General features: G+C 51.2%; 13 protein-coding genes and 1 tRNA gene. 8 read left to right on the top strand and 6 right to left on the bottom strand.

All coding sequences use genetic code 11. The features are described 5' to 3' along the window. Positions 1-2: 2 nt before the first annotated feature. Positions 3-1,010 (top strand): type 1 fimbria D-mannose specific adhesin FimH, encoded by a 1,008-nt coding sequence (gene fimH / locus HV334_RS17730; RefSeq protein WP_047501858.1) that lies wholly within the window; start codon positions 3-5, stop codon positions 1,008-1,010. After that, positions 1,003-1,539 (top strand): fimbria assembly protein, encoded by a 537-nt coding sequence (gene sfmF, locus HV334_RS17725; RefSeq protein WP_047501855.1) that lies wholly within the window; start codon positions 1,003-1,005, stop codon positions 1,537-1,539. The genes fimH and sfmF overlap by 8 nt, the downstream gene beginning before the upstream one ends. 49 nt (positions 1,540-1,588) lie before the next feature. On the opposite strand, the gene fimZ is transcribed toward sfmF, so the two are convergent. The 3 genes from fimZ to fimW form a co-directional block, all read right to left on the bottom strand. Beyond that, on the bottom strand, positions 1,589-2,221 hold the full coding sequence (gene fimZ, locus HV334_RS17720) for a fimbria biosynthesis transcriptional regulator FimZ (RefSeq protein ID WP_016152131.1): 633 nt from the start codon (positions 2,219-2,221) through the stop codon (positions 1,589-1,591). A 587-nt stretch (positions 2,222-2,808) separates the two neighbouring features. Continuing rightward, positions 2,809-3,531 carry a hypothetical protein gene (locus tag HV334_RS17715; RefSeq protein WP_047501853.1) on the bottom strand — a complete coding sequence of 241 codons (723 nt, stop codon included), beginning with the start codon at positions 3,529-3,531 and terminating at the stop codon, positions 2,809-2,811. A gap of 385 nt (positions 3,532-3,916) precedes the next feature. Then, positions 3,917-4,510 (bottom strand): fimbria biosynthesis transcriptional regulator FimW, encoded by a 594-nt coding sequence (fimW, locus tag HV334_RS17710; protein ID WP_181220707.1) that lies wholly within the window; start codon positions 4,508-4,510, stop codon positions 3,917-3,919. A 37-nt stretch (positions 4,511-4,547) separates the two neighbouring features. Between fimW and HV334_RS17705 the strand changes: the two genes are divergently transcribed. Together HV334_RS17705 and HV334_RS17700 are read left to right on the top strand one after the other, a co-directional pair. Continuing rightward, positions 4,548-4,727 (top strand): hypothetical protein, encoded by a 180-nt coding sequence (locus HV334_RS17705; RefSeq protein ID WP_016152134.1) that lies wholly within the window; start codon positions 4,548-4,550, stop codon positions 4,725-4,727. A 39-nt stretch (positions 4,728-4,766) separates the two neighbouring features. Beyond that, positions 4,767-4,843 (top strand) — tRNA-Arg (locus HV334_RS17700). Positions 4,844-4,851: 8 nt separating this feature from the next. Here HV334_RS17700 and torS read toward each other — a convergent pair. After that, positions 4,852-7,638, bottom strand: a complete 2,787-nt coding sequence (gene torS, locus HV334_RS17695) for a TMAO reductase system sensor histidine kinase/response regulator TorS (RefSeq protein ID WP_181220706.1) — start codon at positions 7,636-7,638, stop codon at positions 4,852-4,854. Positions 7,639-7,720: 82 nt separating this feature from the next. Between torS and torT the strand changes: the two genes are divergently transcribed. Next, positions 7,721-8,752: a TMAO reductase system periplasmic protein TorT gene (gene torT, locus HV334_RS17690; RefSeq protein ID WP_181220705.1), complete on the top strand. Its 1,032-nt coding sequence runs from the start codon at positions 7,721-7,723 to the stop codon at positions 8,750-8,752. Here torT and torR read toward each other — a convergent pair. Further along, a complete protein-coding gene (gene torR, locus HV334_RS17685; protein WP_016152137.1) occupies positions 8,725-9,417 on the bottom strand; it encodes a two-component system response regulator TorR in 693 nt (230 codons plus the stop codon). The two genes, torT and torR, sit on opposite strands and share 28 nt — an antisense overlap. Positions 9,418-9,548: 131 nt before the next feature. Between torR and torC the strand changes: the two genes are divergently transcribed. Genes torC through torD form a run of 3 tightly spaced genes read left to right on the top strand, consistent with a single transcriptional unit; the run spans position 9,549 to position 13,868 of the window. After that, on the top strand, positions 9,549-10,727 hold the full coding sequence (gene torC, locus HV334_RS17680; protein WP_016152138.1) for a pentaheme c-type cytochrome TorC: 1,179 nt from the start codon (positions 9,549-9,551) through the stop codon (positions 10,725-10,727). Beyond that, complete coding sequence (gene torA / locus HV334_RS17675) at positions 10,717-13,257, top strand: trimethylamine-N-oxide reductase TorA (protein ID WP_181220704.1); 2,541 nt, start codon at positions 10,717-10,719, stop codon at positions 13,255-13,257. The genes torC and torA overlap by 11 nt, the downstream gene beginning before the upstream one ends. After that, the gene (gene torD, locus HV334_RS17670; protein ID WP_080858976.1) at positions 13,254-13,868 is read left to right on the top strand and encodes a molecular chaperone TorD; all 615 of its coding nucleotides are present in this window, start codon (positions 13,254-13,256) and stop codon (positions 13,866-13,868) included. Before torA ends, torD begins: the two co-directional genes overlap by 4 nt. A 240-nt stretch (positions 13,869-14,108) precedes the next feature. Here torD and uspF read toward each other — a convergent pair whose 3' ends face one another. Further along, on the bottom strand, positions 14,109-14,537 hold the full coding sequence (gene uspF / locus HV334_RS17665; protein ID WP_016152141.1) for a universal stress protein UspF: 429 nt from the start codon (positions 14,535-14,537) through the stop codon (positions 14,109-14,111). Positions 14,538-14,666: the final 129 nt, after the last annotated feature.

Genomic DNA, 14,666 nt, shown 5'->3' with positions numbered 1-14,666 from the left:
CGATGAAACGACAAACGGGTTTGTTACTGGGAAGCGCTTTACTGCTGATGACCCATTCGTCCTGGGCGACGGTCTGCCAAAACTCGAATGGCACGTCAACGGATGTTTTTTACGATCTGTCGAATGTCTTCAACAGTAGTAACAACCAGCCGGGACAGGTGGTGACGTTACCGGAAAAATCTGGCTGGGTTGGCGTGAAGGCCACCTGTCCGGCCGGGACAACGGTAAATTACACCTATCGAAGCTATGCCACTGAACTTCCGGTGCAAAGTACCGAAGGCGGTTTTCAGTATCTGAAGCTCAATGACTACCTGCTGGGGGCCATGAGCATAACTGATGACTATGCCGGGTTATTTTATCCCCCGCGTAATTACATTCGCATGGGGACTCACCCAAACGTACCTAAGCAGCAGCCTTTTGGCGTGATGGATTCAAAGCTGGTGTTTAAGCTCAAAGTGATCCGCCCGTTTATTAACATGGTGCCGATTCCGCGGCAGACGATGTTTAGCGTCTATGTCACGACCAGTACCGGAGATGCGCTAAGCGTGCCGGTTTATACCATCAGCTACAGCGGCAAGGTGGAGGTTCCACAAAACTGCGAAGTAAACGCTGGGCAGATTGTTGAGTTTGATTTTGGTGATATTGGCGCATCGCTGTTTAGCAAGGCGGGGGCGGGAAACCGGCCTGAAGGCATCAATCCGCAGACCAAAACGGTGGCGATAAAATGCACCAACGTCGCTGCACAGGCCTACTTAACCATGCGCGTAGAGGCCGAGAAAGCCACCGGGCAAATGATGGTATCTGACAACCCGGATTTAGGTTTTATTGTCGCCGACAGCAGCGGTAAACCGCTAACGCCCAATAATCTGTCCAGCACTATCCCGTTTCAACTGGATGATAACGCCGCGGCGAGCGTGGGGATCCGAACATGGCCGGTCAGCGTAACGGGCAATAAGCCTACCGAAGGACCTTTTACAGCCCGTGGCTATCTGCGAGTGGATTATGACTAACAAACAAACGCCAGCCGCAGGGACACTTCTGGCAATGGTGTGCCTGCTGACATTCAGCTCGTTGTGCCATGCCGCTTCGTCGCTGGGGGAAATCAATATTGAACTGCGCGGTAACGTGGTGGACTTTACCTGCGCGGTAATTGCCGGCGACAGCAATAAGTCTGTGGAGCTAGGCACCTGGCCGACAAAGCAGCTTCAGACCAGCGGAGATACCACTCAACCGGTCGCGTTTACGCTGAAGCTAGAAGGCTGCCCGCCGGGTTCCGCTTCGATAACGTTTACCGGAACTCCGGCCCCGGGCACGACGTTGCTGGCGCTTGATGACGCGGTGATGGCGCAAAAGGTGGCGATCGAACTGCACGACAGCGACCGTACGCGATTGCCGCTCGAGCAGGCCAGCCAGACCGTGGGGATTGATGACAACGGCAACGCCACGCTGACCTTTTTCGCAAACTATATCGCGTTAGCTGCTGGGGTTCAGCCTGGCATTGCCAAGGCTGATGCCACGTTCATGATTAACTATAACTAATCAATGTGCTAACAAAACACTCCCGAACGAAATCTCGCCGGGAGTGTTATTACATTAATTCATGCATTTTTGCGTAATCGATCAGCTCAACGATGGTGTGCAACCCGAGCTTGGAGTAGATATTAGCCTTGTGAGCGCTAATCGTTTTATTGCTGAGTAACAACTGCTCAGCAATTTCCTTATTGGATAGCCCGTTTGCCAGATAACGCAAAACGGTAACTTCACGGTTAGAGAGCGGCATGTCATGTAAGACGCCTTTTTGTGCATTTATATTGTTAATGAAATTAAGGGTATCCGAAGGGAAAAAGGAATATCCCGATAAAATCATTTTTACCGCATTGTAGATATCATTGAGATCCTTTCGTTTACTGACAAACCCATTTGCACCGGCCCGGATAGCACGCCCGGCATAAAACGACTCGGATTTTGAGGACAGAAACAGTACCCGAGTTTTCTCCTGCAATGATTTTATTCTTTTGAGTAATGTAAACCCATCAGAACCAGGCAGTTCAATATCCAGGATGACAAGATCGACCGGGTACGTGCGCAGGTGTTCTATTGCCGTACGGCTGTCATCGGTTTTCAACACTACCTGAATATTACTGTTTTTCTCGAGTAGTACTTCTATCGACATTCTGACAATAGGGTGTTCGTCCATAATGATAACGGATGCTGGTTTCATTGTTGTATGCCTCAAACTGTTTGCGTATCTTGCGAATTTGATAAAACATCAGGCGTTATAATATTGTCAAATAGCCAAGAATTGTTCTGAGGGAGAGCCGAATAAATATTATTTCATCCTTGTTTATTCGGTTGTTCTTCTGCAGAACAATGAATTTGTGGAAAATCCATTTCACACCGGGAAAACTAACAATTAATCAGGAAACTGTGGGGATTATACCTGCTCTGCTCATTCGGAAAAGACTTACAACATCCTGGTTGTTAATGTCAGTTAGGATATTCTGAAAGATCCAGATGTGTTAATGACTATTGGTATTATTTATCTGCGGTTCGAATTATGGCAGATTGAAAATTTTTTTTAAACAGTAAAAACGACACAATAAACCAATTGTTTAGGTTTTGTTAAGACTGCAATGGGACTATTTTCTATTGAAATGCACAGGATCAGTAAGGTTAAGTGTGGGAGTGGCTCCAGGCATAATACCAGGAATAGTTGTAAATATTAAATATTTGTAAAAATTAGATCTGTTTTCTTATTTGAAAATAAGTAATTTCCTAAAAAATCTTATAGCACAATGAGTTATGGTGTTAAATTAAATGGGTAGAGGTAACGTTGAGGCGGTGTATCAGATGCAAAAAGCGCTGCCTGCTGGGTAATCCAAGGCGCGTAATCAACTGATTCAGGCGATAAATGATACGGTGATAGGGTTGTGTCTGTAACAATGCAATCTTTTTTAAGGAGTTACCCTGTAATAGTAACGTAATCAGCTCCCAGTCGAGCTGATTTATGCGTCTGGAATGAATATAGCTAAGAACCGGAGATAATAAGGCATGACGCATCTCGGGGAGGCGCAAATTGCGTGGCAAGATATAAAATGGACCGGACAGTGTAATAAATGTAGTGAGGTCTTCATCGCGACTGGAAAGCATTATGAAGATTTGGATGTCATTATGCTTCTTAATTAGCTGGCGCAGGCTTTCAAGTATATCGAAATAAGGGGTTGTTAAGCTTTCAATGTCAATCACTAACTGGCTAATTACCGGCTCTTGCATGCTGAGCAAGGTCGATTCAACGCTCTGGAAGATCGCCGTGCGAGTACCTGAGAATAAATGTCGACTCAGCGCATAGGCCAGATAGTAGTCTGTCGTAATTATCGCCTGAGATATAGTGCCGTCTGGTAAGGTGCATTCGAGTTTTTGCGCCAGATACTCGATCCGGTCAAATACCTGTGAGGTACAGTGGGGAAATTGCCAGCTACAGTTAGCGTTTCGTATACGGCGATAGCGGTCCCGGCGTTTTGCACTGTGCATCCTTTTCCATTCCATTTCTGTTGCGGCAGGTCTGGATAAATTGCTGACTACAGACATCCCTGAACCAAACTTTTGTCAGCGCAAAGGTGAGTTGACTTATGCCGTTGGGTTTCAGTGCTTCAACAATCATCAGACTGGCGATTGCGTACCCCATCAGAATAATTTGCCGGAAGTTTTCTGATGTCTTACTCAATGCCCAAAAGATCGTTTTATCCAGTTCAACCTCTCTCTGAGATTAGATAAAATATTACCGGGTGTGTCTTTCTTTTTCCCCGGAAATAGTATGGCCGGATTATTCTCGCAGCCTGAAGCCAGGTACAGTAGGAGCCGATGCTTAATCGATGATGAGATATTTCTCAATAAAAATTAGGCAGAGATACCCCGTCTAATTTTGCAGAAAGTTCAGATGTGCGCGGATGTATCTTAAGAATTGCTGATCGTTTTTCACATGCAGCTTTTTCATAATGCTGCGGCGGGTCGCTTTGGCCTGGATATCGCTGACTGAGAGCAGATGAGCCGTTTCGGCTAACGTATACCCGCTGGCGAGAAACATTAAGAACTGGCGTTCTTCGATAGAAAAGTTGCGGGTGGTGCAGTAATGGCAGATAGTCGTGGGCACGCTAGTGCGCAGTGCGCGTTTTTGCAGGATGAGGACCAGTTTTTTGGTTATCTCGTCGACGTCATCTTCCCGATAAATCAGTGGCAACATGTACAGGCAGGGGCGGAACATCAGCTTATCTTTGTCGTTTTTGCTACAGATGACCACCCGGTGTTGGCGCCTGGTATGGACAGGAACCATGTAACAATCGGCGCTGAGCCAATCTTCATCCAGTGAGATAAACGCGATTTCAGCGCGATCGATATCTTCGACAGGTAAAAAGCTAATCTCCTGATGCCACTGATTTGCCAGATGGGAGATGATGATTTTCAGTCCATGTTCGAAGTGACTGTTTTCTTCCTTGATGGCGATACTTAACATTAAAGAGTTCCTGAACCACTGGAGAGGGGATAAAGGAATGTTAAGCAAAATCATAAATATTCTAAATACATGCATCCCTAAATCTGACGTTTTGCGGGCTGAGTTGTTACCAGGTGATTTCCTGGATACCTTTGAACGAGCAGAAAAAATCAACATTCGTACACTTCGCCAGCAACCGAAACAAAAGGCATTGACTCAGCAAGCGCTGACCGTATAATTCACGCGTTTCATCGGCATGAAGTAATCACTTCGCAATGCGCCCTTAGCTCAGTTGGATAGAGCAACGGCCTTCTAAGCCGTAGGTCGTAGGTTCGAATCCTACAGGGCGTACCATTTCAACGTCACTTCTGATGTTCAGCTTCGGCTAATCGCGACAAATTTTCTTTTGCCAACCACATTTCCACTTCCGTAAGACTTAGTTGTACTTCCTCTCTGAGTGAAAAATCAGCTAGCGGCTGCTGTTCAAGCGCTGCGCACATCCTGCTGGCAGAACGCATCCCCATGCTGGCGCAGCTGCTTTTTAGCTGATGTGCCAGACGTTTTATCTTCTCGTACTCACATGCTGCACGCGCTGCGTCAATCTCATCTAATACAGGAAGGGTGTGTTGCTTAAAGAGCGCTAACCATTCGTGCACCTTTTGCCATCCCATTAGCTGGATATCCCCGGCTAATTGCTGGGTATCTAACCGTTGGTTGTCATTTTCTAATGCAACCGGGAGAGGGGCGTTACCGTGGAGATAATGGGTAATGAGCCGACTAAGTTCATCCCGGGGAACCGGTTTTTGAATAACGCCGAGAAACAGGGTGCTGGTTCTTTGGCTTAGCGTTTCGTCGATGACGTGTGCGCTAAAGCCTATTAGCTTTAACGTCGGAAACTCGTGGGTTAACTGTTGCGCCAGCGTGATGCCGTCGATATCCGGAAGATCAAAATCAACCAGCGCGGCATTATACTGGGCGTCTTGCTGCAGTATGGTGAGCGCCGCAGCCGCACTGTCGGCAGCGGTGACCTGGGCGCCATTGAGGGTGAGCATTTCTGTACTGATGCGCTGCGTGAGGGGGTTATCCTCGATTAGCAGTAAGCGTAAACCCTGTAACGATATGGCACGTGGAACGGATTTAGCTACCGGCATCGCGCCAGCCCGTAATGGCAGACGCAGACGAAAGCAGCTTCCGACTCCCGGCGTACTGGTGACGCTCAGTTCTCCCTGCATCGCCTGCGCAAGGCTGGCACTGATAGTGAGTCCAAGCCCGGTCCCCCCACGTTTACCGCTAACCTGAACAAACGGCTGAAAAATATCGCGCTGATGGACAGGATCAATCCCGCATCCCGTGTCCTCAACCTCAATATACCAGTCCTGATCTTTACATCGGCTACGCAGGGTGATGTGTCCGCGATCGGTAAAGCGCAGCGCGTTGTTTAATAGGTTAGTTATGATTTGCCGAATGCGGCGCGGATCGCCGCGTAGGGAGTCGGGGACATCGTCGGCAAAATCCGTAACCAGCACGACCGGGCGACCCACAACGCGACCGTGCATGAGCTGAAGCGTACTTTCCAGCAAGGGTCTGGGCTCAAAAGGTTCATCGCCGATCGCCACATTTTTTCCGCCCGCTTCGATGGCGGAATAGTCCAGGATATCGTTGAGGATGGTCAGCAGAGACTCGCCAGAGTCGGTGATTGCGCGCAGATTCTCCTGATGCTGCGCCAGAGCGGGATTGTCTGAGAGCAACTGCGCAGTGCCGAGGATCCCATACAGCGGGGTGCGTATTTCATGGCTCATGGCGGCAAGAAACGCCGATTTTGCCTGGTTGGCTTTTTCGGCTTCTGCCCGCGCCTGACGGTGTTCAGACACCATAGAACGCAGTTCGGCGGTGCGAGCTTTTACCTGAGCGGCCAGATGTTCGCGATGGCTATTAAGGGCGTGAACGCTGCCGCGAAAGGCATCCATCAACCGCCCGATGGTATCCAGTTCGCGAACGCCCGCGGTTTCCGGAAATGGGGAGTCAATATCACCTTCAAGCAGACGCTGTAACGCCTGGGTTTGCTGCGCCAACGGACGCGTGACCGAGCGGTAAACTACGCGCCAAAGAATGAGAATTAACAAGCACAATGACACCGCACCTAACAGCAGCAGCAGCGTTTGCCCGCGCTGGCTGGCCTGTTTGAGATGCGCCAGCCCGGTCTGATTGCGTTGGCCAATGATTTCTACCAACTGACTGACTTCGCTACTGAAACGGGTAAATTGCTCGATATTGTTCTGCGATAAGATCTGTAAGCGGGTGGTGATGTCATTATCCTGACGATACAGGGCCAGCAGATCGACATAACGGCTTATCGAATTTACAGCGCCGGCAACCTGAGTGCGTACCATCGGATCTTCAATGCGTATTTGTCGGCGGTGAAGCACTCTGACGGCGGCATTAAGCTGGGTTTCCAGCGCTGCAAGGTTATTCTGCGCCTGGTTATTCCCCAGATTCATCACCATTTGCTGCACGCGTAGCGCGCTCAGGCGCAGTTCATTCATCTGGTTATAATATTCCAGATCGATATCGATAAGCCTGTCGAGAGCGTGTTCTGCCGCCTGTCCCTGATGGCTCTCAATCAAATCATAAATGCTTGCCTGCGTAGCGCCCGCCGAGGTGGCGGCATTACTGGCCTGACCGCGCGCCATTTCGGCAACGTCGGCGGTAGCCTCAACAATATGTTGGCTGAGCTGTTGCTGCCGATCGCGCAGTTTCAGACGTTCGCCAACCAACTCCCCCTGATGGCTTAACGACTGGGCGATCTCTTTTTCCTGTTGTTCAATGGCCGACGTATCAAAGCCCTGCTCGCGCAGGGTTTTCAGTAAAGCGGTTATTTTCAGGCTTTGGGCGGTTAACATACGCCCCTGAGCCAGCCACATATTTTCATTATCTGCGGTGGTCAGATTCTGCGCGGAAAACAGTTCCCAGGCGCTGGCTTCGCTGAGCTGGCGCGCCATGTCCATGGTCGGGATCAGCGCCTGGGTATTGGCCTGCTCAACCTGGCTGACAAAACGCAGGTTATACCAGCCAACCAGCGTACTAATGAGGGTCAGTGCCGCCATCAGCCCGAAGCCTATCCACAGTCGTTTGGTCAGAGATAAATTCACTGTCGGGTCGCCACAGATTAAAAAGGTTGAGTCCAAAAGAGGAAAGCAACTAGGATAAAGCCTTATCAATGTTGAGGCTATCATGCGCGTATTGGTTTTCCTGCTTATCACACTTTTTCCCGGCTTAGGTCACGCGACCGGGTCCGCACTGCTGCGCTGGCAGGATGCCCAGCAGGCAGTGCCGGAGCCGCTAACGGACGTTACTGCAAACAAAGTCTGGAAACTGTGCGCGCTGTATCCCAGCCTGAAGGATTCCTACTGGCTTTCCGTGAATTACGGCATGCTGGAGGCGGCGAAAAAATACGGCGTAAGCCTGAAGGTGCTTGAGGCGGGAGGGTATCGCCAGTTCGACACGCAAAAATCACAAATCGCTCAATGCCAGCAATGGGGCGCGGATGCCATTTTGTTGGGCAGCAGCACGACGACTTTTCCGGATTTGCAGGCGCAGGTTGGCACGCTGCCGGTTATTGAGGTGGTGAATGCTATCCATGACGCAACGGTAAAAGCCCGGGTTGGGGTTCCGTGGTTCCAGATGGGTTATCAGCCAGGCCGCTATTTGGTTAAGTGGAGCGCGGGCAAACCGCTAAAGGTCTTATTATTGCCAGGACCTGATGACGCCGGGGGCAGTCGTGTGATGGTGGCCGGATTCCGTCAGGCGATTGCCGGCAGTCAGGTGCGCATCGTGGATGTGGCATTGGGCGATAATGATATTGAAATACAGCGTAATCTGTTGCAGGAGATGCTTGAGCGTCACCCGGATGCCGACGTGGTGGCCGGTACGGCAATTGCTGCTGAAGCGGCAATGGGGGAGAAGCGCAATCAGGGCGCGCCGTTAACTGTCGTCTCTTTTTATCTGTCGCATCAGGTGTATCGCGGGCTTAAACGCGAAAGAATCATTATGGCTGCCAGCGATCAAATGGTCTGGCAAGGTGAACTGGCGATTCAGCAGGCTATCAGAGTATTACAAGGACAACCGGTGCCGGAAAATATCAGTCCGCCGATCCTGGTGCTCACCCCGAAAAATGCCGACAGCCAGCATGTAAAGTGCTCGTTGTCACCCGGCGGATTCCGTCCTGTTTATCTGTATCAGTACACGTCAGCCGCTAAAAAATAACCTTCCCCGTGCTGCGTTACCAGTAAATCAGCCCGCAGCTTGTGGCGTAAACGGCGGATCAGTACGTCCACGGTGCGTAAGTCCGGATTGTCTACCCGTCGTGCCGAAAGCATGCGCAGTAAACGTTCGCGACTGAGAATTTCCCCCGGATTGGTGACAAACGCGACCAGCATTTCATACTCGGCGCGGGTGAGTTTGATTGCCTCGTCGCCCAGTTCCAGAGTATGACGGGAGACGTTCAAACAATACCCGGCAAACTGATAGCAGTTGTCTTTGGCCTCCGGTCGCGCCTCGCGGGCAAGGTCGATACGCCAGAGTAAATTTTTCACTCTCACCACCAGTTCACGTAGCTCCAGCGGCTTGGTGACATAATCATCAGCCCCCATTTCCAGGCCAACGATACGGTCAATTTGGTCACTACGACCCGTTACCAGGATGATCCCCACCGTTGAGCGTTCACGCAGGGCGCGGGTCAGCATTAAGCCATTTTCATCCGGGAGATTGATATCTAACAGAATAAGATCGACAGAGTGTTGTGACATGATTTCACGCAGGCCGGCTCCGCTGGCTGTGACCGAGACGTGATAACCTTCCTGTTCAAAATAAGCCTGTAATCGTGCCTGGGTAACGGGTTCATCCTCAACAATGACAATGTGATGCGACATCCTGGTTGTTGTCTCTTTCTGTTCATATCTGTTCATATTGTGCCGTAAGCCATTCATCCTGACCAGTGTTGCCGTTCACATTTGCGAAATAAGATCCTCTGTAACTAAACCATATATTTACAGGGGCTATTATGCGGAAACTATGGAGGGCGCTGCTCAGACCGAGCGCACGTTGGTCAGTGTTGGCGCTGGTCGTCATCGGGATGGTGGTCGGTATCGCGCTGATCGTCTTACCGCACGTTGGCATTAAATTAACCAGTTCAACCGAATTTTGCGTGAGCTGCCACAGCATGCAGCCGGTTTATGAAGAATATAAACAGTCTGCGCATTTTCAGAATGCCTCCGGGGTGCGCGCAGAGTGTCATGATTGCCACATTCCATCCGATATCCCTGGCATGGTGAAACGTAAGCTGGAGGCCAGCAACGATATTTACCAGACCTTTGTTGCCCACTCTATTGATACTCCTGAGAAATTCGAAGCCAAACGTGCCGAGCTGGCGGAGCGCGAATGGGCGCGAATGAAGGAGAACAACTCCGCGACCTGTCGTTCCTGTCATAACTATGATGCGATGGATCACGCGAAACAGCACCCTGAAGCTGCGCGTCAGATGAAGATTGCGGCCAAGGACAATCAATCCTGTATTGACTGCCATAAAGGTATTGCGCATCAGCTTCCCGATATGAGCAGCGGTTTCCGCAAGCAGTTTGACCAGTTACGCGCCAACGCAAACGACGATGGCGATACGCTCTATTCCCTGGACATCAAACCTATTTATGCCGCCAAAGGGGATAAAGAACCTGCGGGCTCACTGCTGCCTGCTTCTGAAGTAAAAGTGTTAAAGCGTGACGGCGACTGGCTGCAAATTGAGATTGTGGGCTGGACAGAGAGTAACGGGCGTCAGCGCGTGCTGGCGCAATTGCCAGGTAAACGCATTTTTGTGGCCTCCATTCGTGGCGACATTCAGCAGCACGTGAAAACCCTGGAGCAAACGACCGTCGCGGAAACGAATACGCAGTGGAGCAAGCTGCAGGCCACCGCCTGGATGCAGAAGGGCGATATGGTTAACGACATTAAGCCAATCTGGGCTTATGCCGACTCGCTCTATAACGGAACCTGTAACCAGTGCCACGGCGCACCTGAGAAAGAACACTTTGACGCCAACGGCTGGATTGGCACGTTGAACGGCATGATTGGATTTACCAGTCTGGATAAACGTGAAGAACGTACCTTACTGAAATATCTGCAGATGAATGCCTCTGACACCACGGACAAGCCGCATGGCGATAAGGGAGAAAGCAATGAAAAATAACGATCTCTTTCAGGCATCTCGCCGTCGTTTTCTACTGCAGTTGGGCGGCTTGACCGTCGCTGGTATGTTAGGACCTTCGCTGCTCACACCGCGCAGCGCCAACGCCGCAGAGGTGCAGGGAACTGGCGTCAAAGAGGGGATCCTGACCGGATCTCACTGGGGGGCAATCCGCGCCACCGTGGTTGATGGGCGTTTTATTGAAGCCAAACCGTTTGAGCGTGATAAGTACCCGTCAAAAATGATCGCCGGACTGCCGGATCACGTGCATGGTGGGGCGCGTATTCGCTATCCAATGGCCCGCGTCGACTGGTTGCGTAAACGCCATCAGAGCGATACCACGCAGCGTGGAGATAACCGCTTTGTGCGCGTTTCGTGGGATGAAGCGCTGGACTTCTTCTATCAGGAGCTGGAGCGAATTCAGAAGACCTATGGCCCGAGCGCGCTGCTGACGGCCAGCGGTTGGCAATCAACCGGCATGTTCCATAACGCCTCGGGGATGCTGGCGCGCGCCATTGCGCTGCACGGCAACAGCGTAAGTACCGGGGGCGACTATTCCACTGGTGCAGCCCAGGTGATTCTGCCGCGCGTGGTCGGGTCAATGGAGGTATATGAACAGCAGACCTCCTGGCCGCTGGTGCTGAAAAACAGCAAAACGATTGTGCTGTGGGGTTCCGACCTGATTAAAAACCAGCAGGCGAACTGGTGGTGCCCGGATCATGATGTTTATGAATACTACGAACAACTGAAAGAAAAAGTGGCGCGCGGCGAGATCTCGGTTATCAGCGTTGATCCGGTCATCACCTCGACGCACGACTACCTGGGCCGCGACAAGGTTAAACACGTCGCCGTGAATCCGCAGGCCGATGTGCCGCTACAGCTGGCGCTGGCGCACACGCTTTATACCGAGAAGCTCTACGATAAGCATTTTCTCGATAACTACTGCGTAGGGTTTGAGCAGTTTCTGCCTTATCTGCTGGGGGAAAGTGACGGACAGCCTAAAGATGCCCAGTGGGCGCAAAAAATATGCGGGATTGATGCCGATACGATTCGTGAACTGGCGCGGCAAATGGCGGGCGGAAGAACGCAGATTATTGCCGGCTGGTGCGTCCAGCGTATGCAGCACGGGGAACAGTGGGCGTGGATGATCGTGGTGCTGGCCTCAATGCTTGGACAAATCGGCTTACCCGGCGGTGGCTTCGGCTTTGGCTGGCACTACAACGGCGCGGGCACGCCAAGCCGAAAAGGGATTATCCTGAGCGGTTTTTCTGGCTCCACCACCGTACCTCCTGTGCATGACAGCACTGATTATAAGGGGTACAGCAGCACCATCCCGATCGCGCGTTTTATCGATGCGATTCTTGAGCCGGGTAAACAAATTAACTGGAACGGCAAAACCGTCAAGTTGCCGCCGTTGAAGATGTGCGTTTTTGCCGGGACCAACCCTTTCCATCGTCACCAGCAGATCAATCGTATTATTGAGGGCTGGCGTAAGCTGGAAACCGTTATCGCCATCGATAATCAGTGGACCTCGACCTGTCGATTCGCTGACATCGTATTGCCCGCGACGACCCAGTTTGAGCGTAACGATCTTGACCAGTATGGCAACCACTCCAACCGCGGTATTATCGCCATGAAACAGTTGGTGCAGCCGCAATTTGAAGCACGTAATGATTTCGATATTTTCCGCGATCTCTGCCGCCGCTTTAATCGTGAAGAAGCCTTTACCGAAGGGCTGGATGAGATGGGTTGGCTGAAACGGATCTGGCAGGAAGGAAGCCAGCAGGGGAAAGGGCGCGGCGTTCATCTCCCCGCTTTTGACGTTTTCTGGAATCAGCAAGAGTACGTTGAATTCGAACATCCGCAGATGTTTGTACGTCATCAGGCATTCCGCGAAGACCCCGATCTTGAGCCGCTGGGCACGCCGAGCGGATTGATCGAAATTTTCTCGAAAACCATTGCCGGTATGCAGTATGACGACTGCCAGGGGCATCCGATGTGGTTTGAGAAAATCGAACGCTCACATGGTGGACCCGGGTCGCAGCGTTGGCCACTGCATCTGCAATCTGTTCACCCTGATTTCCGTCTGCACTCGCAGCTTTGTGAATCTGAAGCGCTGCGTAAGCATTATGCGGTAAGTGGTAAAGAGCCGGTGTTTATCAACCCGCAGGATGCCAGCGTCAGGGGGATTCGCAACGGTGATATTGTCCGTGTCTTTAACGCACGTGGACAAGTACTGGCCGGGGCGGTTGTCTCCGATCTCTACTCGCCAGGCGTGGCGCGTATTCATGAAGGTGCCTGGTACGACCCTGATAACGGCGGAGAAACTGGGGCGCTGTGTAAATACGGCAATCCAAACGTATTAACAATCGATATCGGTACGTCTCAACTGGCGCAGGCGACCAGCGCTCATACTACGCTGGTGGAAATTGAGAAATATACCGGCAAGGTGGATAACGTGACGGCGTTCAGCGGCCCGATAAAAATGGTGGCGCAGTGCGAATATGTTCCGGCGGAGAAGGTATCGTCATGATAAAACACTCTTCCCTGACAACAGAACAGATGGCCTGCGTTTACGCCTGGCTGGCGCAGTTGTTTTCCCAGGAACGTGACGATGACAGCCTGGCACTTTTGCAGTCCAGCGAAATGGCTGAGTGGTTCGCGGTGCTAAAAGGTGAACCGTCGCTTGAAGCGGAAGTCCTTCAGCTGGAGGAGAAAATTGCTGCGCTTCAGGTGCGTGAGGACGCTACCCTCGAACTGGCGGCTGATTTTTGTAGCCTGTTTCTGATGACGGAAAAACACGCGGCGTTACCCTATGCGTCGGCCCATCTTGAAGGAGGGCCGAATTACGGGGTCATTAAACGATTGTTAGCCGATGCTGGCATGCAGGTAAGCGAAACGTTTAGCGAGTCAGCCGATCATCTGGCAATTTTTATCGAACTGCTGAGTCATCTGCATTTTTCTCTGGGAGAGTCCGGGCTTAGCCGCCAGCGTATTGATGCGCTGCGCAGAGAAACGCTGGCGGGGCTGTTACGCTGGTTACCGGAATTCACCGCCAAATGCCGCCGCTATGATGACTTTGGTTTCTACGGTGCGCTGAGTCAGCTGTTGCTGGCACTGGTCAGGCTGGATATTCAGAACTGAGTGATGGCCTAAGCCACAGAAAAACGGGAATACATTCGCTCTAATGCTTGCCATTTTAACGAAAATGAAAGGGCGTAATGAGTAACTGAGAGTGGGACATCCGGAGGCAATGAATCTGTTGCCTCCGGTATATTGCTACGTTTACCACTGAGGTGAACGGAACCCTGAGCAAGAATCACATGTTCTCAAGAATGCTTAACTTATAAACGTTAGTGCAAATTCGCCCCCATTTTGACCCTATCACCGCACAACCAGCACGGGACATTTTGCATGGCGTACTACGGCAGCCGCCGTTGAACCCAGCAGATAAGTGCTAAAACCAGGCTTATGTGAGGCAATAACAATAAGCTCAGCGTCTACCGCTTCCGCCAGTTTGAGGATCTGATCCTTCGGCGGGCCGTAAACGACGTGAGTCTGACTCCTGCCTGCAGGAATATTGAACTGCTTAATAATCTCTTCGAGTTTTTCGCTGGCCTTGGCCTGCAGACCGCTTCTGTCCGGGAATTCTGTTGAGTAAGCCAGCCCCAGCGAGGCATAGAACGGAACGGTAGGAATAACGGCTAAAAAGTGGACCTTAGCGGTTTTGGCATGCGCCAGGACCTGTGGAACAACATGGCGGGTTAAATCGGTTTCAGAGATATCAATGGGCACCAGAATTGAGCGATACATATTCACTACCTCCTGTTTGTTTACCTCTACCCAGAGTGTAGCGAAAATCGAATCTGTTTAATAAGTGACCAGATCAAGGTTGCATGCATAAATGCGCGTCAATGATAGGTGTGTGTCACAAGTCTTGTC

This window comes from Citrobacter sp. RHBSTW-00944 (assembly GCF_013615435.1).
GTDB lineage: Bacteria > Pseudomonadota > Gammaproteobacteria > Enterobacterales > Enterobacteriaceae > Citrobacter > Citrobacter braakii.
The sequence above is the reverse complement of the archived record's forward strand: the minus strand, read 5'-3'. Positions and strand labels throughout refer to the sequence as shown.